At 42.4% G+C, this 22,160-nt stretch carries 22 protein-coding genes; 5 read left to right on the forward strand and 17 right to left on the reverse strand.

Annotation, left to right across the window (positions count from 1 at the left end):
* Window positions 1–27 precede the first annotated feature (27 nt).
* From NSQ26_RS10855 to NSQ26_RS10870, 4 genes are all read right to left on the reverse strand, one after another.
* On the reverse strand, window positions 28–225 hold the full coding sequence (locus tag NSQ26_RS10855) for a helix-turn-helix transcriptional regulator (RefSeq protein ID WP_499718168.1): 198 nt from the start codon (window positions 223–225) through the stop codon (window positions 28–30).
* 3 nt (window positions 226–228) lie between these two features.
* Window positions 229–1,806: a glutathione ABC transporter substrate-binding protein gene (locus tag NSQ26_RS10860; protein WP_499718169.1), complete on the reverse strand. Its 1,578-nt coding sequence runs from the start codon at window positions 1,804–1,806 to the stop codon at window positions 229–231.
* 185 nt (window positions 1,807–1,991) lie between these two features.
* Window positions 1,992–3,596 carry a glutathione ABC transporter substrate-binding protein gene (locus tag NSQ26_RS10865; protein ID WP_090776594.1) on the reverse strand — a complete coding sequence of 535 codons (1,605 nt, stop codon included), beginning with the start codon at window positions 3,594–3,596 and terminating at the stop codon, window positions 1,992–1,994.
* A gap of 214 nt (window positions 3,597–3,810) precedes the next feature.
* Window positions 3,811–5,412 carry a glutathione ABC transporter substrate-binding protein gene (locus tag NSQ26_RS10870; RefSeq protein ID WP_499718170.1) on the reverse strand — a complete coding sequence of 534 codons (1,602 nt, stop codon included), beginning with the start codon at window positions 5,410–5,412 and terminating at the stop codon, window positions 3,811–3,813.
* A gap of 342 nt (window positions 5,413–5,754) precedes the next feature.
* Between NSQ26_RS10870 and NSQ26_RS10875 the strand changes: the two genes are divergently transcribed.
* The 4 genes from NSQ26_RS10875 to NSQ26_RS10890 are packed head-to-tail and all read left to right on the forward strand — an operon-like array spanning window position 5,755 to window position 9,667.
* On the forward strand, window positions 5,755–6,648 hold the full coding sequence (locus NSQ26_RS10875; RefSeq protein WP_090776593.1) for an ABC transporter permease: 894 nt from the start codon (window positions 5,755–5,757) through the stop codon (window positions 6,646–6,648).
* Between the two features lie 15 nt (window positions 6,649–6,663).
* Window positions 6,664–7,620 carry an ABC transporter permease gene (locus NSQ26_RS10880; protein WP_090776592.1) on the forward strand — a complete coding sequence of 319 codons (957 nt, stop codon included), beginning with the start codon at window positions 6,664–6,666 and terminating at the stop codon, window positions 7,618–7,620.
* Between the two features lie 30 nt (window positions 7,621–7,650).
* Window positions 7,651–8,682: an ABC transporter ATP-binding protein gene (locus tag NSQ26_RS10885; protein WP_090776591.1), complete on the forward strand. Its 1,032-nt coding sequence runs from the start codon at window positions 7,651–7,653 to the stop codon at window positions 8,680–8,682.
* Window positions 8,651–9,667, forward strand: coding sequence for an ABC transporter ATP-binding protein (locus NSQ26_RS10890; protein ID WP_499718171.1), 1,017 nt, complete (start codon window positions 8,651–8,653; stop codon window positions 9,665–9,667). The genes NSQ26_RS10885 and NSQ26_RS10890 overlap by 32 nt, the downstream gene beginning before the upstream one ends.
* An 85-nt stretch (window positions 9,668–9,752) precedes the next feature.
* Here the strand turns inward: NSQ26_RS10890 and serS are convergent, their stop codons facing one another.
* The 12 genes from serS to NSQ26_RS10950 all read right to left on the reverse strand — a co-directional run bounded on the left by serS (window position 9,753) and on the right by NSQ26_RS10950 (window position 20,265).
* Entirely contained in the window at window positions 9,753–11,036 is a 1,284-nt protein-coding gene (gene serS / locus NSQ26_RS10895) for a serine--tRNA ligase (RefSeq protein ID WP_499718172.1), read from the reverse strand.
* A gap of 49 nt (window positions 11,037–11,085) precedes the next feature.
* Entirely contained in the window at window positions 11,086–12,450 is a 1,365-nt protein-coding gene (gene dnaB / locus NSQ26_RS10900; protein ID WP_499718173.1) for a replicative DNA helicase, read from the reverse strand.
* Window positions 12,451–12,516: 66 nt separating this feature from the next.
* Window positions 12,517–12,960 (reverse strand): 50S ribosomal protein L9, encoded by a 444-nt coding sequence (rplI, locus tag NSQ26_RS10905; protein WP_090776587.1) that lies wholly within the window; start codon window positions 12,958–12,960, stop codon window positions 12,517–12,519.
* Window positions 12,957–14,924 carry a DHH family phosphoesterase gene (locus NSQ26_RS10910; RefSeq protein WP_499718174.1) on the reverse strand — a complete coding sequence of 656 codons (1,968 nt, stop codon included), beginning with the start codon at window positions 14,922–14,924 and terminating at the stop codon, window positions 12,957–12,959. Before NSQ26_RS10910 ends, rplI begins: the two co-directional genes overlap by 4 nt.
* Window positions 14,925–14,954: 30 nt before the next feature.
* Entirely contained in the window at window positions 14,955–15,878 is a 924-nt protein-coding gene (locus NSQ26_RS10915; RefSeq protein ID WP_499718175.1) for a DUF2232 domain-containing protein, read from the reverse strand.
* A gap of 218 nt (window positions 15,879–16,096) precedes the next feature.
* A complete protein-coding gene (rpsR, locus tag NSQ26_RS10920; RefSeq protein ID WP_090776584.1) occupies window positions 16,097–16,330 on the reverse strand; it encodes a 30S ribosomal protein S18 in 234 nt (77 codons plus the stop codon).
* Between the two features lie 27 nt (window positions 16,331–16,357).
* Window positions 16,358–16,867, reverse strand: a complete 510-nt coding sequence (ssb, locus tag NSQ26_RS10925) for a single-stranded DNA-binding protein (protein ID WP_090776583.1) — start codon at window positions 16,865–16,867, stop codon at window positions 16,358–16,360.
* 28 nt (window positions 16,868–16,895) lie between these two features.
* Entirely contained in the window at window positions 16,896–17,183 is a 288-nt protein-coding gene (gene rpsF / locus NSQ26_RS10930; protein WP_499718176.1) for a 30S ribosomal protein S6, read from the reverse strand.
* A 257-nt stretch (window positions 17,184–17,440) separates the two neighbouring features.
* A complete protein-coding gene (locus NSQ26_RS10935; RefSeq protein ID WP_499718177.1) occupies window positions 17,441–17,761 on the reverse strand; it encodes a DUF2651 family protein in 321 nt (106 codons plus the stop codon).
* A gap of 79 nt (window positions 17,762–17,840) precedes the next feature.
* The gene (gene ychF / locus NSQ26_RS10940) at window positions 17,841–18,941 is read right to left on the reverse strand and encodes a redox-regulated ATPase YchF (RefSeq protein ID WP_499718178.1); all 1,101 of its coding nucleotides are present in this window, start codon (window positions 18,939–18,941) and stop codon (window positions 17,841–17,843) included.
* A 38-nt stretch (window positions 18,942–18,979) separates the two neighbouring features.
* Window positions 18,980–19,168, reverse strand: coding sequence for a DUF951 domain-containing protein (locus NSQ26_RS10945; protein WP_090776580.1), 189 nt, complete (start codon window positions 19,166–19,168; stop codon window positions 18,980–18,982).
* A 68-nt stretch (window positions 19,169–19,236) separates the two neighbouring features.
* Window positions 19,237–20,265 (reverse strand): YkvI family membrane protein, encoded by a 1,029-nt coding sequence (locus tag NSQ26_RS10950; RefSeq protein ID WP_499718179.1) that lies wholly within the window; start codon window positions 20,263–20,265, stop codon window positions 19,237–19,239.
* An 88-nt stretch (window positions 20,266–20,353) separates the two neighbouring features.
* On the opposite strand from NSQ26_RS10950, the gene yyaC reads away from it, so the two are divergent.
* The gene (gene yyaC, locus NSQ26_RS10955) at window positions 20,354–21,001 is read left to right on the forward strand and encodes a spore protease YyaC (RefSeq protein ID WP_090776578.1); all 648 of its coding nucleotides are present in this window, start codon (window positions 20,354–20,356) and stop codon (window positions 20,999–21,001) included.
* Here yyaC and NSQ26_RS10960 read toward each other — a convergent pair.
* Window positions 20,998–22,146 (reverse strand): aminotransferase class V-fold PLP-dependent enzyme, encoded by a 1,149-nt coding sequence (locus NSQ26_RS10960; RefSeq protein WP_090776577.1) that lies wholly within the window; start codon window positions 22,144–22,146, stop codon window positions 20,998–21,000. The two genes, yyaC and NSQ26_RS10960, sit on opposite strands and share 4 nt — an antisense overlap.
* Between the last annotated feature and the right edge of the window lie 14 nt (window positions 22,147–22,160).

Consider the following 22,160-nt stretch of genomic DNA (forward strand, 5'->3'; position numbering starts at 1 on the left):
TCGAAGCAGAGAACAAATGGCGCTTTTTTATGTTTCATGGCCTTTCTCTCGCCACAACAATTGATCCAATGTTTTATCAAGCACATGACAAATTGATAAACACAACTCTAAACTTGGATTATATTTTCCAGATTCAATTAAACCAATCGTTTGCCTCGTTACGCCAATTTCCCGTGCCAATGCTTCTTGGGTGAAATCTTTCATCCCTAATTGGCCTTTTTCCATTACTTACTCCTCAATATACGTCTCATGCAAAAGGATCTTCCCATCAGCAGAACGATAAAAATCTTTTACTTCCTTCCGAACCGCATTCAAATACTGGGAATACGTCGTATACACAAGCGGCAATTCTTCGATGGCAATTTCCTGCGCCTTTTTATAGAGAGCCAAGCGCTTATTCTCATCTAACTCACGAGCTGCTTCCTCTAGAATTTGATCAAGCTCCTTGTTTGAATAAAACGATCGGTTTCCTGGTGCACCAGCCTTATCTGTATGGTAAAGCGGAGCCATGGCATAATCAGCATCACCAGTGAGTGACGTCCAACCGAGGATAAACATTTCATGCTCGCCATTACCAGTACTTTCAAGATAAGTCGCCCACTCTTGCGACACGACTTCAACATCAACACCAATTTCTCCTAAGGCACTTTGCATATACTCCGCCATTTGCAGTCGGGTCTCATTGTTATCATTTGTCATGATCTTGACCGATAAGTTTTCAACCCCAGCGTCAGCCAATAACTGTTTAGCTGCTTCTGGATCGTATGGAATTGGTTCAATTGATTCATCATAACCGAAGACACCTGGAGGAATCGGTCCACTTGCAATTTGCCCATAACCATCCATAATGTTTTCCAAAATTGCTTCATTGTCAATCGCCATCGCAATCGCTCGCCGAACATCAGGATTATCAAATGGTTCTTTTTCCACATGAAATCCGTAGTTTGAAGCCGAAATGCCATCTGTGATAAGTAAATCAGCATCACTATTCGCTTCTAACTGTGACACATTTGAAATGTCAACTGGTTCAGCTACATGGGAATCACCGGTAAAAACCTCAGCAATGCGGGTGCCACCTTCTGAAACCGTTTTAAATGTGACTGAATCAAGCTTAGCTTTTTCTCCCCAGTAATCTTCATTCCTTTTCAACACAATTGCGGATGTTCCAGGCACACCGGACTCATATTTAAAATAGCCTGTTCCTACTGGATTTTTATTGACAGTCACGAATGGTTGCTCACCATTTTTCATCGCTTCGTAATCTGCATCAATCATCGCTGGACTAATCATGCTACCACCACTATGAGCAAAACTATAAATGAGTGGCGCAAACGGTTCTTCTGTCACAAATTCAATTTCATAATTATCAATAACATTGATTTCTTTGATTTCTTCAAACAAGAAAGCGCGTAAGGATGAAATTTGCTCATCCATAATACGTTCAATATTTTTCTTCACTGCTTCGGCATTAAATGGTTCTCCGTCGTGAAACTTTACTCCTTCACGCAATTGAAACGTTAGTTTGTTTTCATTGACCTCCCATGACTTTGCCAGCACTGGCTCTAGTTCCATCTCGCGGTTAAGCGTCACAAGTGTTTCATAAATCTGGTCTTGTACTTGCGTTGATGGAATGTCATTAATTTGATGCGGATCAAGCCCTGGGATTTCTGATGACATCGCAATAACGAGGCTACCACCCTCAGAACTGTTAGCGTTTTTATCTGTAGAACTACCGCTGCAAGATGCTAAAACGACCGCAAATACAAGCGCCGAGAATGCATACAACCATTTTTTGTTCGTTCCCATTTGTATTTTCCTCCCAAAAATATTTCCAATATTTAAAAATAAATTCCGGTGGTACAAACAGTTACGCGCACTACCTGATTTATATGTGACATATATGAAATACATGACATGAAAACCCCATAAAATAGTACACTAACCACATCAAGTCCAAAAGAAAAACCGCCTCTCAGCGGTTTTTATCTTTCTTATTTCTCAATGTAAGTTTCGTACAAGTTATACTTATCATCAGCATCGACGCGTACATTCTTCACTTCATCACGAATACCTTTCAAGTACTTCGTGTAATTCGTGTAAACAACCGGTGCGTCTTCAATGACGATTTCTTGCGCTTTCTTATACAAGTCTAACCGTACCTTCTCGTCTTCTTCACGAGCTGCTTGATCTAGAATCTCATCAAGTTCTGTATTTGAGTAGAACGAGCGATTTCCTGGTGCACCTTGGCGATCGGTGTGGAACAACGGTTCTAACGCATAGTCGCCATCGCCTGTTGCAGCGCCCCATCCAAGAATGAACATATCGTGCTCACCATTTGCAGTTGCTTCAAGGAAGGTTGCCCATTCTTGCTCCTTCACTTCTACATTGATACCAAGTTTGCCTAACTCACTTTGCATATACTCTGCAGTCGCTTTCCGTTGTGGATTGTCATTTGTTGTGATAGAAAACGATAAGTCCTTAACACCCGCCTTATCTAACAACTCTTTTGCTTTTTCTGGGTCATATGGTAATGGTTGGATACTCTCGTCATATCCAAATACCCCTGGAGGAATTGGCCCAGTCGGTAATATCGCTTGGCCATTCCAAATGTTATCGACAATCACTTTGTTGTCAATCGCCATTGCAATCGCACGTCGCACATCCGGGTTATCAAAAGGCTTTTTCTTCGCATTAAAACCATAATAAGATCCAGCAATACCATCCGTCACACTCAAATGTGCACCTTGCATGTTATCTAGCTGGTTCAATAAAGATACTTCGACACTATCAGCAATATGAGAATTACCAGACTCTACTTCCGCAAGTCGTGTACTCGCTTCTTTCACGTGTTTAAATGTGACTGAATCCAATTTCGGTGGCCCATCACGGTAGTCTTCATTTTTCTTTAACACAATCTCACTGGAACCTGCCACTCCAGAATCATACTTGAAGTAACCTGTCCCCGCTGGTTTTTCACTCACTTTTGTATATGGTTTTGCCCCAGCTTCGATTGCTTCATAGTCCGCATCAATTGAAGCTGGACTAATCATCGATCCACCACTATGCGCAAAACTATAAACTAACGGCACAAACGGCTCTTCTGTCACGAATTCAATTTCATAGTCACCGAGCACATTGATTTCTGAAACTTTTTCGAATAAGAACGCACGCTGAGAAGCCAAATCTTCGTCCTTAATCCGCTCAATATTCTTTTTCACGACTTCGGCATTGAAGTCTTCACCATCATGGAATTTGATTCCTTCTTGCAATTCAAATGTCAATTTGTTTCCTTCTTCTTTCCAATCTTTTGCAAGAACTGGTTCAAGTTCCCGGTTTTCATCAAACTGGATCAAGCGCTCATAGATGAGGTCCTGTATTTGTGAAGACGCTACATCCCCTACACCATGTGGGTCTAGATTTACCGGAGCCGACATCATCGCAATCACAAGATCGCCGCCTTCACCACTGCCAGCAGCACCGTTGCCTTCTCCTTCTTTTTTCTTACCATCATCAGTAGGTTCACTACTACAAGCTGCTAAACCAACAGCAAGCGCCAGTGCACATACACCATAAACCGACTTCTTCAAAGGTTTCATTTCTCTTCTCCCCCTTGTGATTACCTTCTATCATGGATAATGATGCGAGATGATTGAAGCAGTAGGGGCAACTACGCCCCTTATACAATCAATACAAACGATACACATCCATTCTCTTTCACTATAGCCGATTTCAAATACAAGTACAAGCCTTTTATTCGAACATTCACGCCTTACGCGTTATTCTCGCGTGAATGCACGACTTGTACGAAGGTTATTCATTAATCACAACATCACCAAGCATCATACGACGCGTAGGATGTTGCCAAAAACCTTCTACCTCATCACGAATGCCTACTAAATAATTTTGATGCACGAGCGGTTGAATGTATGCTTCTTCAGCAATGATGTTTTGAATGTCCTTATATAGCGCCAGTCGCTCGTCGCTATCCGTGCTTTTACGTGCTTGATCAAGCTTTTCATCCAACCGCTCGTCCGTCGTAAACGTACGATTGCCCGTTGTCCCGTGGTTATCTGAATGGAACAACGCATACAGACCATAGTCTGCATCTCCTGTCACCGTTGCCCAGCTCAATACAAACATTTCCTGCTCCCCTTCAGCAGTAAATTCAAGAAACGATGCCCATTCTTGTACTTCGATCTTAACGTTAATATTAAGCGGTTCAAGCGCACTTTGGACATACGTTGCAATATCTTGTCGTTCTTTTTCATTGCTCGTGTGAAAGACGATGTCAAAACCATCCGCTAATCCTTCTTGGGCAAGTAACTGCTTTGCTTCCTCAATATTTTGCTCATTTGATGCTACAGACGGATCATAACCAAACACTTTTGGCGCTAGCGGACTGCGCGCTTCAATTCCAACCTCATCATAAATACCTTTGAGCACCTCATTTCGATCAAGTGCAAGTGAAATGGCTTTACGCACATTTTTGTTGCTTAAATACTCATGTTGTGTGTTGAAGCCAACGTACATAATCATGACGCTTTCCTGTGAGTCGGAATGAATGCCGTCTGTCGCTTCTATTTGGACGAGTTCATTTGGACTAAGTGGATCAATAATATGTGCATCACCCGTCTGCAACTCAGCCATCCTCGTTCCACCCTCAGACACAACCCGAACAAACACACTGTCAACCTTTGCTGGCTCGCCCCAATAATCATTATTTTTTACTAAGCGAACCGACTCACCACGTTTCCACTCATCAAACTTGAACATACCGGTTCCAATTGCTTGCTTATTAATAACGAACCCAGGGTCTTTCCCTTTGGCCATCTCCTCATAATCTTCGGCAATCATTTTTGGACTCATGATGGCTGCGCCTGTGTGCGCTAAATGGGACGGGAGTGGCGCAAACGGGTATTCTGTGTGGAAACGCACCGTATGATCATCGATGACCTCTACTTCATCAATCATCGTAAATAAAAACGCACGTTGAGATGCGACAGCAGGGTCTAATACACGATCAAAGTTTGCTTTTACGGCCTCTGCAGTAAACGGGGTGCCGTCATGAAATTTAACGTCTTTCTCTAGTTGAAATTCCCACGTTGTTTCATCGATTTGTTCGTATGACTTTGCAAGTCCTGGTGTAAGCGCAAGATCTTCATCATGGTTTAGTAACGTTTCATAGATTTGCGACGTCATGTTAGAAGAATACGTATCATTGGCACCATGCACGTCCAGCGAAACAATTTCTGATAGCATTGAAATACGAAGTTCTTTTTCGGTCGTGCTTTCTCCTTGCTCTGGCTGCCCGACTTGGCCTGAGTCTGTTGGCTCACTAGAACACGCAGTGAAAACGAATGAAAACAAAGCGACACACATTAAATGAATTAATCGAACATTTTTTAGTTTCATAGCGCCTCTTCCCTTCTCCGTCCAAAATGATTTCTTGTGACCAAACTTTAACACAGACGTGGACAAGTACGCAACACCTTTTTCAGATATTTCTCTAATATGACAAAACTAGTTATAAATAGACGCATTCACAACATTGCCTCTAACAAGAAACAGGAATAGACAGTTGGTTGCAATGAATCTCACTATTTCGTGTGAAAACTTCTTCACAAGACTATGTTTCACAGACAAGGTAGTGTATAATGAGACAAAATTATGTACAAATCTATACCTTATCACTGTTGTTTGCCTCCGTTATGGATGCGCAAACAATCATGAATTCATTGAGAAAGGGAGTTGAATATGGCTCGGCAAACAGAAATTCAGCCAGCACCGATGGCATCAGAACGACCCTTTGTGAAAAGCTGGAAAGCATTTTTCGGTCGACTGATCACAAATAAGTCAGCGATTGTTGGCGGCTCACTCATTATTTTACTGGGCATTTTAGCAATTATCGGACCATACATTGCGCCTCAAAGTTTAAACGAACAAAATTTTGCCGTGAAATTACAAGGTCCCTCAGCAGAGTTTTGGTTTGGCACAGATGCTTTTGGTCGAGACGTCCTCTCACGTATTTTACACGGGATGAGTATTACTTTCATCATCGGATTCGGTTCTGTTGCACTGGCGGGTATTGTTGGCACAACATTTGGGATCATTTCCGGATATTATGGTGGGAAAACAGATACGATTATCATGCGAATTGTTGATGTATTCCTTGCCTTTCCAGGTATTATTTTGGCTCTTGCCATTGTTGCAACACTTGGACCAGGGCTAGAAAATGTCATTTATGCGATTGCCATTGGCTCCTTCCCTGTCTTTGCTCGTATTGCCCGAGGCTCAACTTTAGCAGTGAAAAAACTTGAATACATTGACGCCGTAAAAGCACTCGGTGCAAGTGATACCCGCATTATTATTAAGCACATTTTACCAAACGTTTTATCACCACTTATTGTACAAACAACGTTATCGATTGCTACCGGCGTACTTGCCGCAGCGGGGCTCTCTTTTCTCGGACTCGGCGCACAACCACCTTCACCTGAATGGGGTGCGATGTTAAATGCTGGTCGTTCTTACATGTACGATGCCCCACATTTAACGTACGCACCAGGTATTGCGATTGCGCTTTTTGTGCTCGCCTTTAATATTTTCGGTGACGGCTTACGTGACGCGTTAGATCCTAAATTGAAAAACTAGAAAAGAGGTGTACCTATGCTAAAATTTCTCGTTCGCCGCTTACTGCAGCTTATTCCTGTTGTTATTGGTGTTACGATTCTCGTATTTGCCCTGATGCATTTTATCCCTGGTGATCCTGCACAAGTTCTGGCTGGAGAATCAGCAACACCTGAACAAATTGAAGCTTTAAATAAGCGGCTTGGTCTTGATCAGCCCTACCCTGTGCAATATTTTCGTTATATGGCAAACCTCATTCAACTTGACTTCGGTACGTCGATTCGGAGCGGACAACCTGTTTCAGATTTAATTTTTCCAAGGCTTGGTATCACCTTCGAACTGGCCTTATATAGTACCATTCTCAGTGTCTTCCTCGGCTTGATTGCTGGTGTCATTTCAGCAACAAAACGTGGGACGTTCACAGACTCAGCCATTATGGTTGCAGCACTGTTTGGAATGTCCATGCCAAATTTCTGGCTCGGACTCATCCTCATTCAATGGTTTGCACTTGGAAATATCCCGATTATCGGTGATCTTCCCTTTATTGATACGACATGGTTCAAACCGTCCGGCTGGGGATCGATCGATCAACTCGTCTTACCTGTTGTCATGCTTGGCGTCTCAGGTGCAGCCATTATCGCCCGAATGACGCGATCCAGCATGCTAGAAGTCATTCATCAAGACTATATTCGTACCGCCCGTGCCAAAGGCGTAAAAGAACGTTATGTCATCTATCGACACGCGCTAAAAAATGCCCTTATCCCTGTCATTACCGTTGTTGGTATCAGTTTTGGGGGATTACTTGGTGGCGCCGTTCTTTCAGAAAGTGTCTTTGCGATTAATGGCATGGGGCGCCTCATCCTTGATGCAATTACGACGCGTGACTTCCCGGTTATGCAAGCAGGTATTTTAATTGCTGCCCTCTGCTTCGTGCTTGTCAATTTGCTTGTTGATATTGCTTATCGATTTGTCAATAAACGTGTTGACATAGATTAATATACGTCTCTTTAGCACAAATAGAAAGGTGTGGAACCATTGGCAAACGATGCGATTTTACAAGTTCGGGATTTGCGAACATCGTTTTTCACAAAAGAGTTAGAAGTAAAAGCAGTAGATGGGGTCACATTTGATGTACCAAAAGGAAAAACACTTGGTATCGTTGGTGAATCTGGCTCTGGAAAAAGCATTACTTCTTTATCCATCTTAAATTTACTCTCTCATCCAGGAAAAATTGTCGGTGGAGAAATTCTTTTTCACGGTGAAGACTTAACAAACAAAAAACCAGCTGAAATGCGCCGTATACGTGGAAACCAAATTTCCATGATTTTTCAAGAACCGATGACGTCATTAAATCCTACATTTACTGTCGGGCAACAAATTATTGAGTCATATCTCATCCATGAAAACATTTCTAAAAAAGAAGCACGTCAACGCGCGATTGAAATGTTGGAACTTGTTGGCATCCCATCACCAAAAAAGCGTATTGATCAGTATCCGTTTGAGCTGTCAGGGGGGATGCGTCAACGTGTCATGATTGCGATCGCACTTGCCTGCAATCCTGAGTTACTCATTGCTGATGAACCAACGACAGCACTTGATGTCACCATTCAAGCACAAATTTTAGAGCTTATTAAAGACTTACAAACACGACTCGGCATGTCAGTCATTATGATTACTCATGATCTCGGTGTTGTCGCCGAAACATGTGACCATGTCGCTGTCATGTACGGTGGACAAGTCGTTGAATTTGCAACCGTAGAAGACTTATTTGCGAAACCGAAACACCCTTACACAGTAGGACTGATGAAATCTCTTCCGCGACATGATACAGACATTGAAGGCGATCTGGCCATTATTAAAGGCGCTGTCCCTGCACCAGCAGATATGCCAAACGGTTGTCGTTTTGCACCACGCTGTCCATTTGCGCGCGAAGTTTGTAAGGAACTTCCGTATTTAGAAGTAGAAGACGACCACCGACAAGTCCGTTGTTGGATCTATACAGATAAATGGGACGGCCCGGAGGTGAATGTACGTGACGAATACGCTACTCAAAGTTAAACATTTAAAACAATACTTCCCAATTAAAGGCGGTTTTCTCGGACGCACTGTCAATCACGTCAAAGCAGTTGACGATATTACTTTCTCTATTGATGAAGGGGAAACGGTTTCTATTGTCGGAGAATCTGGCTGTGGGAAATCCACAACTGGTCGCGCAATTTTGCGTCTTGATGAACCAACTAGCGGAGAGATTACCTTTCAAGGCGAAGACTTGCTTTCTCTTAACCGCAGGCAAATGCGGGCAAAAAGAAAAGATTTGCAAATCATTTTCCAAGACCCTTATGCATCAATTAATCCAAGACAAACAGTCCGACAAGTTTTGTCTGAAGCGATGACGATCCAAAATATTGCACCATCAAAAGAGCACGACCGCCGCATTCGAGAACTCATGAAAACCGTTGGGCTTGGTGAACACCAAATTGACCGCTTTCCACATGAGTTTAGTGGTGGACAAAGACAACGGGTCGGCATTGCCCGCGCCCTTGCTGTAGACCCGAAACTCATCATTTGTGATGAAGCGGTGTCAGCACTAGACGTATCCATCCAAGCGCAAGTCATTAACTTGCTTAAAAAGCTCCAGCGCGAGTTAAAATTAACGTACTTGTTTATTTCTCATGATTTAGGGGTCGTACGTCATATTTCTGACCGCGTCATAGTCATGTATCTTGGGCGTATCGTTGAAATGGGCGACAAAAAGTCTGTCTTTGACAACCCACAACACCCATATACAAAAGCATTATTGTCAGCCATTCCAAAGCCAGAACCAGGCGGTGACCGCGGACGTATCATTTTAAAAGGCGACGTCCCTTCGCCAATCGATCCACCGACTGGTTGTCGCTTCCATACACGTTGTCCATTCGCCGGAGAAAAGTGTAAAACTGATACGCCTGTGCTACGCACGACAGAAAACATGAAAGACGGACATACAGGCGCTTGCCATTACATGGAGGAAATTACTTCTGGTGAGCGAAAGCCTGCATATTGATTTCTTAGGTTAGGATCAGGAGCCTGAAGCGTAAAAAAACCTGGAGAGCATCAGCTTTCCAGGTTTTTTTACGCAAATATTTACTTTAGCCCTGCATTTGAATGACATCTACATTCCCCATATAAGGACGCAATGCTTCCGGAATAACAACGGATCCATCGGCTTGCTGATAATTCTCCAGAATCGCCACAACCGTTCGTCCCACCGCTAAACCTGAGCCATTTAATGTATGCGCAAACTCTAGTTTACCACCTTGTTCCCGGCGAAATTTAATATTCGCACGCCGAGCTTGGAAGTCTCCCATGTTCGAGCAAGAAGAAATTTCGCGATATTCCCCAGCACTTGGTACCCACACTTCTAGGTCATACGTTTTTGTAGAGCCGAATCCTAAATCGCCGGTACACAATGTCACAATGCGGTACGGCAGTTCCAACCGTTTCAACACGTTTTCGGCATGACTGGTCATCAATTCTAGTTGTTCGTTTGAATCCTCGGGTAAAGAAAAACGCACGAGTTCAACTTTATTGAATTGGTGTTGACGAATGATCCCACGCGTGTCCCGACCAGCTGAACCCGCTTCAGAACGGAAATTTGTGCTATATGCATTATAAGCAATTGGCAGTTGTGCTGCTGTTAAAATTTCATCTCGATGAAAATTGGTGACCGGTACTTCCGCCGTTGGGATTAAAAAATAATCCTCTTCACGAATCATAAAAGAATCCTCGGCGAATTTTGGTAATTGCCCAGTGCCAACCATACTAGCACGGTTCACCATATAAGGAGGAAGTACTTCTTCATAACCATGTTCTGTTACATGCATGTCCATCATGAGATTGATTAATGCCCGCTCCAGTCGTGCGCCAAGCCCGCGATAAACGATGAAGCGACTACCTGTAATTTTTGCGGCCCGTTCGAAATCTAAAATACCAAGTTCAGTACCAATTTCCCAGTGCGGCTTTGGAGTGAAGTCAAAAGTCGGCACCTCACCCCACTTACGCTCTTCTCGATTTTCTTCTTCAGTGGCACCAACTGGCACAGTGTCTTGAGGGATATTCGGTAACGACAGTAGTAACAATTGTAACGCTTCATCCAATGAACGCAAGCGTGTATCATGTGCTTTAATATCTTCTGATACGTGTTTCATCTCTTGGATCAACGCTGTTGCATCTTGCTTTTCTTTTTTTAACACCGCAATTTGATCTGAAACATCGTTACGTTTTTGTTTTAGTGACTCAACTGTTTGAATAAGCGCGCGCCGCTCTTCATCAAGGGAGCTGAACCGATCCAATCCTTCAATCGTTCCACCGCGCTTTTCTAATGCTACTTTTACTTGCGCAAATTCCGTGCGCAATTTCTTTACGTCTAACATTTACGTACGCCCCCTCATCCTTTTTCACATTGTACCAAAATAGTCACCGTTATGCACCTGATGGCATGCCTTGCTCCTCATGCCGTCGCTCCAAGTTGACAAACTTGTTATATTCCTTAATAAAAGCGAGTTCTACAGTTCCAACTGGACCATTTCGCTGCTTAGCAATAATAATTTCAATGATGTTTTGATTCTCAGTCTCTTTATCATAATAATCATCACGGTACAGGAACGCAACAATATCAGCATCTTGCTCAATACTTCCCGACTCACGAATATCAGACATCATTGGGCGCTTATCTTGGCGAGATTCTACCCCACGGGAAAGCTGAGAAAGCGCAATAACCGGAACGTCTAATTCACGGGCAATCGCTTTTAATGTACGTGAAATCTCAGAGACTTCTTGCTGGCGATTTTCACCGCTTCGCCCGTGCCCTTGTATTAACTGTAAATAATCAATTAAAATGAGCCCTAAACCTTTTTCTTGCTGCAAACGCCGGCATTTTGCCCGAATGTCACTCACTTTCACACCGGGAGAATCATCAATATAAATACCTGCACGCGAAAGCGACCCCATCGCCATCGTTAGCTTTTGCCAATCCTCTTCTTCGAGGGCGCCTGTACGCATCCGTTGTGCGTCGATATTTCCTTCTGCACAAAGCATCCGCGTCACGAGTTGACTTGCCCCCATCTCCAGTGAAAAAATCGCAATATTTACATCTGATTTTGTCGCAACATTTTGGGCGATGTTTAAAGCAAACGCCGTTTTTCCGACTGATGGACGAGCAGCGACAATAATCAAGTCACTCCGCTGGAACCCGGCGGTCATTGTATCTAATTCGGAAAACCCAGTCGCTAAACCAGTAATGTCGCCACGCGTTTTTTGTAACATTTCAATCCGATCATACGTCTCAACAAGTACATCTTTGATCGAAACAAAACTACCACTATTTTTACGATGAGACACATCTAAAATGGCTTTTTCAGCTTCGTCTAAAATGGCATCAACTTCTTCTTCACTCGCGTAACCGTTTTTCGCAATATTTGTTGCTGCACGAATGAGGCGACGTAGCAATGACTTTTCTTCTAAAATTCTACTATAGTACTCAACATTTGCTGCTGTCGGAACCGCATTAGCGAGATCTGTTAAATACGTGACACCACCAATTTCATCTAACCACCCTCGATCTTGCAACGTCGATGTAACAGTCACAAGATCAACCGGTTCTCCTCTTTCCGCTAAATCAAGCATTACCTCATAAATCCGTTGATGACTGACCCGGTAAAAATCTTCTGGTAACAGTCGTTCACTTGCTGTTGTCACTGCTTGTCCAGCTAAAAAACATGCACCTAACACCGCTTGCTCTGCTTCAATATTTTGCGGCGGAATACGATCCGAGAGCAAATCACTCATCTAGACACCCCCTTTGCCATTAATAACCGGAAGCTGATCTGTATCAGACCAGCTTCCGCTTGTGTGCTACATTTCCTTCACATGTACGTTGACCGTCGCAACCACGTTTGCATGTATTTTGATCGGTACTTTTGTCACACCGAGCACACGAATCGGTTCTGATAGTTGGATTTTACGTTTATCTATTTTTGTGTTTTGCTTTGCTAATTCCTCTGCAATTTGTTTTGTAGAGATTGCACCAAATAAACGACCACCATTGCCCGCTTTCGCTGGAATTTCCAGTGTCATTGCTTCAAGTGTCTCTTTCAATGCTTTTGCTTCAGCCAGCTCTGCATCTGCCTGTTTTTGCTTACTTTTCTCTTTCGCTTGCAAATCTTTTAGGTTACTTGCCGTCGCTGCCATCGCTAACTTTTTTGGTAGTAAATAATTACGGGCATACCCTTCCGATACGTCCTTCACTTCTCCTTTTTTACCTTTTCCTTTTACATCGGCTGTAAAAATCACTTTCATCCCAAAGATCCTCCCCCATATTCATGATCAATCGCTTCTTCAAGTTGTGCTTGTGCCTCATTCAATGTCACACCCTGTAACTGTGTAGCTGCATTGGACAAATGACCACCACCACCAAGCCGCTCCATTACCGTCTGCACATTAACATCGCCAAGCGAACGTGCACTAATACCTACTTGACCATCTGCAAGCCCGCAAATGACGAAAGATGCACGTACATCACTAATCGATAGCAATGTGTCCGCAGCCTTCGCGATGACTGGTTGGTCATAGGCATCTCCGTTTGGTGCAACCGCAACTGCATAACCAGCCCGGAAAATATAGGCGTTTTCTACAAGCTTAGCACGTCTTGTGTATGTCGCCAAGTCTTCTTTTAATAATCGTTGTACAAGTGAAGTGTCCGCACCATTTGCCCGCAAAAACGAAGCAGCTGCAAATGTTCTAGCGCCTGTTCTTACAGCAAAACGATTGGTGTCTACCATCATTCCCGCTAGCAATGCCGTTGCTTCAAGTCGATCCATCTTCACAGGTGATGGTTGATATTCTAATAACTCCGTAACAAGCTCCGCTGTCGATGACGCATACGGTTCTACATAAACAAGCACCGGATCTTTCACAAACTCTTCACTTCGACGATGATGATCAAGTACAACGACCCGATCAATCATAGACAGTAATTTTGGTTCAATGACAAGTGCCGGTTTATGTGTATCAACAATGACAAGCAATGTGTCTTTGTCAGCCATTTGCACCGCTTCTTGTGGCGTAATGAGTTGAGAACCAATTTGAGGATGCTCATGTACTTCTTCTAGCAAACGCCCGACATCCACATTAATGTCTGTCTGATCGAGCACAATCCATCCTTCTCGATCATTTAAATCAGCCATTTTCAACATACCAATTGCTGCACCAACTGCGTCCATATCGGGCCGCTTATGCCCCATAATGATGACACGCCTGCTTTCTTTTACAAAGTCAGTCAGCGCATGAGAAATGACACGCGCACGCACACGCGTCCGTTTTTCCACCGCATTTGTTTTCCCACCATAAAAACGGACACGACCATTTTTCTTTTTTATCGCCACTTGGTCACCACCACGTCCAAGTGCCAAATCAAGGCTCGACTGCGCTAACGCACCTAATTCACGCAACGACGCGTCTTCTGAGCCAATGCCAATACTTAACGTAATTGGCACTTTTTCCTTTGCTGTCAACTCACGTATATCATCCAACAATCCAAATCGGTTTTCTTCTAACAAACGTAACGTCTTTTGATTCATGATTGCTAAAAAACGGTCTGATGCCGTTCGACGTAAAAATAGATCATAATCGCACGCCCACCGATTTAACGCCTCTGTTACTTGGGCAAGCAATCGACTTCGAATTTGGTCTTCCATCGCTTGTGTGACTTCATCATAGTTATCTAAATAAATATGGGCAACAACCGGCCGCATATTTGAATAACGTGCGGCTGTTTTTTCTTTTTCTGTCACATCTCTTATATAAATTAAACGCGCATCACGTTCAAACACAAATTCATAATAAACAGCACCGAGTTGCACAACCGCCTCGCTCATCCCATCTTGTAACCATTCAGGAATCTTTTCTTCAATCACCGATAGAGGCTGACCGACAAGGTCTGGCGCAACATATTTATGAATGAAAGGATTGACCCATTCAATGTCGCCATGCTCATTATACAAAACCATCCCTATAGGTAGCTTCGCTAAAGCTAACTCCCCCGCTCGATGGACGCGATAAGACAACGTCTGAATATATGCCTGCGTATGCGCTTCCTGACGTTTATAAGACCGTCTATAAGAAATGATCCAAATCACAAAAATAAGTGCGGTTAATACACCGAGTTCCCAATAAGTAAGGGAAAAGATGGTGACAATAGCAACCATCATGATTGTCAGCCCGATCATATGAATCATTTGTCCACGCTTCTTTTCATCACGCATGCCTCGTCACCTGCCCTTATTTCGCTATACTTACGACTGTAAACGCTCGCGCAGTTTGAAAATCATGTCTAGCATACCGATAATCTTTAGCACGTAAAATGCAATGGGTAACAATAATATACCGAGTACAATACCAACAATGCACACGATTTTTCGTTGCGGTGATGAACGTCGGGACTGCACGTATTTTACTAAAAAGGATGTCCCTTGTAATGCTAGAAAAACACTTACAATCGCTATACCACTATGATAAACAATAAACAGCAATGTCCCAGAATCTGGTTCAAAGAGCCCAATAAGTAACAATATCATATAATAAATTAACAACAAACGAGGAAATGTCCAATTAATGAAAGCAGGCAAACGCTTGTAGGATATGCCTTTCCATCTAAACATCATTGCAGAAAAAACATACACAATCCATGCATAAATACAGGAAAAAAGCAGTAACAGAAATGTCGTCAATCCTTCTAAGGTGGATAAATACGTTTCAATCATGTTTTCGTCAAAAGAATTTACACCAGCTGCCTCTAGCATACGTACTGATTGATCGAACGATTCACGAAATAACGTTCCTAATGAAAAATCCGTTGCTGCCAACAAAAACAAATATGCCCCCATAAGAAAGAAGAACACAGTCATCCCTGTATAAACAAAACGATCCGTTCCCGAAACTTGTTTGTATGTAAGTGCGCCAAGTACATAACCAATAACAACAAAAAATGTTGCAATGAACACGTGCCATATGAGCAATAACCCTATAGCTACACATATGATGACGAATAGGAAGCCATTCCTTAGTCCATATTTTGCCGTATAATATACAAATGGTAATGGTAAAACACACATCGCCAACATGTCTACGATCGGTAACCCAGTTAAAAACATGAAAAGCAAAGCAATGTAAATAAGAACAATCAAAAACCCATCAACCCATTGTTTCTGCGTTGACACACCCTTCACCTCTTTTGCCAAACAATTGTTATCTACACATTTTAAAGCCCCATCACCAACATTTATTCATCTCATCCCACATTTATTTGCTTCATTTATACATTTTAGCGCAATTACATCTGAATGAAAAGCGCATGAAGGCAACTAGCAAAATAAAAGAGGATCGCCTCCCACAAACTCATTTAAAGCTTGGGTAGCCATCCTCTCTCAACTTTCAATTAAGAAAGTTCATTTACATAAGGTAGTAACGCAACTTGACGTGCGCGTTTAATCGCAACTGTCAATCGACGCTGATACTTTGCTGATGTTCCCGTCACACGGCGTGGAAGGATTTTCCCACGCTCTGAAACGAAACGTTTTAGTAAATCAACATCTTTGTAATCGATATGTTTAATTTTATTGGCAGTAAAGAAACAAACCTTTCTGCGCTTCGGACGACCTCGACGTGCCATTACACATGCACTCCTTTCTGTTTATCTTTAAAACGGTAGATCATCATCAGAAATATCGATGGAACCTTCTTGTGAGAATGGATCGTTGGCATATCCAGCTGAGCGCGTACCATTTGCATTTGGCGTGCCCCCTTGGTTACTATGACCATATCCATCTGCAGGCGCTCCACCATAAGTTTCATTGCTCGCACCTACACCTTGGTTCACTCTCTGACTGTTTTTCGGTTCTAAAAACTGTACATTTTCAGCAACAATTTCTGTAACAAACACACGCTTACCTTCATTGTTATCATAACTACGCGTCTGCACACGACCATCGACGCCAGCTAAACTACCCTTTTTTAAGTAATTCGCCACGTTTTCTGCCTGCTTACGCCAAACAATACAATTAATAAAGTCAGCCTCTCGCTCACCTTGCTGATTCGTAAACGTTCGATTCACTGCAAGGGTAAAGTTTGCTACAGCGACGCCACTCGGTGTAAATCTCAATTCAGGGTCTCGCGTCAAACGTCCAACAAGAACAACACGGTTTAACAAAACGATCCCTCCAGACTATGGAAATGGTTTACTGTTCGTCTTTGACCACAAGTACACGCATCACATTTTCATTAATTTTGATCAAACGATTAAATTCATTAATCGCTGCTGTCTCAGCTTGTACATTTAAAAGAACATAGAAACCATCTTTAAAATCATTGATCTCATATGCCAAACGCTTTTTACCGACTTCTTTTGCCTGTAAGATCTCAGCACCATTATCAGTGAGCACTTTATTGTAACGCTCAATGATCTCTTTCGTTGCTGATTCTTCTAGGTTCGGTGCGATAATGTACATGATTTCATACTTACGCATTCGAATCACCTCCTCTTGGTCTAAGCGGCTCCACAAATAGGGAGCAAGGAGCAAAAATAAATTTACTCACATTTAACTAGTATACCAGACTTAGAAAGTTCGTTCAAGTAATTTTTATCACCTACTTTTCTGTCGCCATATTTCATTTACTAAAACGAATGAATGGGATTTTCTGTGAGAGGGAGAAACGGGGCATGTTACTAAATTACGACACAACCAGCCATCTCTCCTTCTTTTTTTATCATTTTTTCCGAAACTTACTTACTCTTTCTCGCCCGCACAAACATCCAAGGTAATACACTCGCAACAAGAGACAACAATGTATAGCTCACAACCCATATTAAAAACGTGGTGTTGAACACCGTAAACATATAGAAAGTGAACATCATGCATGTGACAACAGGCATCACGTACCAATAATTCAGTAATAACGTCACGACAATTGATATGATGACGATAAGCATTGGGAAAAGCAACAACACCATTGTCATTTCTCCACCAGCAAATGGATAATGAACCATAACAGACATCAACATAATAAAAGAAACCAGTAAGAGCACGCCGCCTACACGTCTCATAAACCACTCCTCCCCCTCTCACTCCTATCTACAGTAATGAAAGTGAGGGATGTCAACTCCTATGACATCCCTCACTTTATTACACATTAAAACGGAAATGAATCACATCACCATCTTGAACGATATATTCTTTTCCTTCTAGCCGGACTTGTCCACGCTCTTTGGCAATTGTCATACTACCTGCAGCAAGCAAGTGATCATATGACACTGTTTCTGCGCGAATAAAGCCACGTTCGAAATCGGTATGGATAATACCGGCAGCTTGCGGTGCTTTCGTGCCACATTGGTACGTCCACGCACGCACTTCTTGTTCTCCGGCTGTAAAATACGTTTCTAAACCAAGAAGCGTATATGCCGCACGTATTAATTGATCAAGCCCTGATTCAGCAATCCCTAACTCATCTAAAAATAACGCTTTTTCTTCTCCCTCAAGTTCTGCAATTTCTGCCTCGACTTTCGCACAAATAACAACCACATTGCTATGTTCAGACTTTGCAAACTGACGCACTTGTGTAACATATGGATTATCATCTTTTTTCAACAAGTCTTCTTCAGATACATTCGCCACGTATAAAACCGGTTTACTTGTCAACAAATGAAGTTGTTTGACAATTTTTTGTTCCTCTTCAGTAAACTCAACACTACGGGCTGAATGTTCTCCTTCAAATGCTGCTTGCAAACGTTTTAATACAGCCAATTCGGCTACCGCTTCTTTATCCTTCGTTTTTGCCAGTTTTGCGACGCGTGTCAAACGTTTTTCCACTGAGTCTAAATCGGACAAAATCAATTCCAAATTAATAACTTCAATATCACGTAACGGCGCAACACCACCTGATACATGAGTAATATTTTCATCATCAAAACAACGAACAACATGCACAATCGCATCCACTTGGCGAATGTGTGATAGAAATTTGTTTCCTAATCCTTCGCCTTTACTTGCACCTTCAACAATACCTGCAATGTCTGTAAATTCAAATGTCGTTGGCACCGTTTTTTTCGGTTTGACCAACGCTGTTAAATTCGCTAAACGTTCGTCAGGTACTTCAACAACGCCGACATTCGGATCGATTGTACAAAATGGATAATTTGCCGATTCCGCTCCGGCTTGCGTAATTGCATTAAACAATGTTGATTTTCCAACATTTGGCAAACCAACAATTCCTGTCGTTAACGCCAAAACCGCTCACTTCCTTTATCATAGACGTTTACTAATACTTAACTAGAAACGATGATTTTTTTTAGTTTCTTTGAAAATTGCCGACGCGGGAGCAGGACACTATGATCACAGCCTAGGCACTTAATTCGCACGTCCATGCCCATGCGAATAATTTTCCAACGGTTTTCGCCACATGGATGCGGTTTTTTCATTTCTACCACATCATTTAACGCAAACGTCTTCTCCACTTTTGTCGACCTCCTCGACTATACTGCTTGTATTATACACGATTTACACAGTAGTTTGAAGCCTGAGCTTACTCCTTTTGCCTCGTTGCTGGATGCTTTAAGATTGGATACAGCACTAAAGAGACCAAAACATACAAATTGAGCACACCATATAGCGGATACAACACCGAAATTAGCGTTGAAAAACCAAACATCGTAAGCGGTGCCATACATGCAACCAAAAAAAGTGCCAAAAGCCATCCAGGACCATCTATAAAAGCACGTAACCGTGTAATTAATCCAAACACACCCGCTGTTGCTGTCGTATAAATGGCTAACCACAGTAATAACGAAATTGCAAAAACCATATACGAAGGGAAAGTTTGTAATATAGCGAATAAAGGAATCTCATAAAAACGAATTTCATGTGCGATCGACAACAATGACTCATTATATAAATATGAGATTACGCCCAATATGAACGCACTCCCGATGCTCGCAATGTGTATTTCTCCTTTATGCTTAATTTGACCACCGATTGCCCCTAATACAGCAATGATCGGCAAAATATTTAACGAGGTGAATGTTAACGCTGACGACCAATTTTGTTGGCGAGACCAATCGAACGTGATTGGAAATCCTATTGACGTTTGATATACATATAAAACGGCTATCAAACACAGAATTAAAACCGGAATTAAATAGGCATTCATTTTCGCCATACCACTTGTATCTCTTAAGAACATAACAACAACAAGCCCGCTATTCATCACAATCCCCAACCAATATGGGATGTGATACACTTCTAGTGTCACACCACTCCCTGCCAACATAATGATTGTCACGGAAAATAAATATAACATCACCATAAAATCATACAATGTTGCAAGCCGCTTTCCAAGGAGGGTTTTTAGTACTGGGAGATAATGGCTTGTCTTTTCTTTTTTCGCGATGTGCAAAATGACATAGCTACTAACCATAAACAAAACTGCAAATAAAATGATCGCAACACCACTTTGATCACCAAAAAAAGCCCATATTTCTCGACCTGATGCATATCCAGCACCAATAATCGTGCCAACGATCAAAAACATCCATTTTAAACCACGACCCCACACTTCGCTCCACCCTCAACTTTGCTTTGACATGTATAGATCGACGAAAAATCTACTATACTAATACTACTATGGCAAAGGAGCTGCGCTTATGAGTCCAAACCTATGGCCTTTTAGAAAAAGAACAAATGGAAAAATCCGTCTACATTCAGAAGATCACGCAGGTACACCAACATTTACAGAAGCGCTATTCTCTTGTTGTAGTACGCAAAAAACAAAAGAACATGTACTTATTTGTATTGGTACGGACCGTTCTACAGGAGATGCTTTTGGTCCAATCGTTGGAAATATGCTAGAACAAAAAACACTGCAAACATTTCACTTATATGGCACACTCGCTCAGCCAATTCATGCGACAAACATGGAGGAAAAATTGCAACTCATTTACGAAGCACATCCAAACGCCCACGTCATTGCCATTGATGCTTGTCTTGGTCACACAGAAAATATAGGTTTCCTTACGCTACATCATGGTCCTTTAAAGCCTGGCGCAGCAATGGGAAAAAATTTACCTGATGTTGGAGACATCTGTCTTACAGGGATTGTTAATGTAGGTGGCATCATGGATTTCTATATGCTTCAAAGCACGAGGCTCCATACAGTCATGACAATGGCAACGAAATTAAGCGACATTATTTATGCTGTGGACACAACACTTACACATCATTTTTCAAAAAAACGAGAGAAAAATTCCATTCATCTTGCAACGAATTTTTCTCCGCCACCTTCCCACATTTAAAAAGCAGCTGAAATTTCTTGCAATGCATTTAACAAAACAAGCACATCGTTTTCAGTCGTATAAAGCCCAAAACTAACCCTTACAAGCCCTGTTTGAGTTGTACCAAATCGTTGGTGCAACTCAGGCGCACAATGTAAGCCTGCGCGCACAGCAATTTGATAGTGTTGGTCTAATATAAGCGCCACTTCTTGACTCATTACATTTTCAATAAAAAAAGACACAACTGCGACCCGCTGCTCACGCGGAGCCAGTCCCACAACTTTGATTTTAGGTATATCTTTGAGACCATTAAGAAACTGCTCCATCATCGCACTTTCATGCGTAAAAATATGTTTGATGCCAATGTTTTTTATTTCCTTTAATGCGGCACCTAATCCAGCAATACCTGGTGTATTTAATGTCCCTGCTTCATATCTGTCTGGCCATTCAAGTGGTTGGTATAACCCTTCTGAGTCATGACCTGTCCCCCCATAAACAAACGGCTCCAATCCCACATCACGCCCGGAAACGAGCATCCCGACACCTTGTGGACCTAATAACCCCTTGTGGCCTGGGCAAGCTAACAGATCAATTTCTTCTTGCTCTATGTTAATATCTATCACACCAGCTGTTTGCGCAGCGTCAACAAGCAATACAGCGCCAACCTGTTTTACTTTCTGGCTCACATCATGTAATGGAAAAAGTGCACCTGTTACATTTGAAGCATGACTGACAATCACCATTTTCGTTTTTTCATTTATCGCTTTCACCACAGTCTCTTGACAAATGCTTCCTTCATTCAATGTAGACACGATATGCACCTTAATTCCTTTATTTTTAATGAGCATTTGCAAAGGACGGCGCACAGCATTATGTTGAAATGACATTGTCACCACTTCATCGCCAGGTACAAATGGAAACCCTCCAATCGCTTGATTGAGGGCGTAAGTTGCATTAGGATAAAACCATACGTGACAAGGAGATGGCGCCCGAAACAACGCTGCCACCTCGTTTCTAGTATCACTAACAATTTGAGCCGCTTGCCGCGCTAGCTGATGTTGTCCTCTTCCTGGATTGGCGCCATAGTGGCGCAATGATTGTTCGACAGCGCGGACAACAGCAGCAGGTTTTGGAAAGGAGGAAGCAGCTTGATCAAAATAATACACATAATCCTCCCCTT

The organism is Bacillus sp. FSL W7-1360 (genome assembly GCF_038592975.1).
Taxonomy (GTDB): Bacteria; Bacillota; Bacilli; order Bacillales; family Bacillaceae_D; genus Shouchella; species Shouchella lonarensis.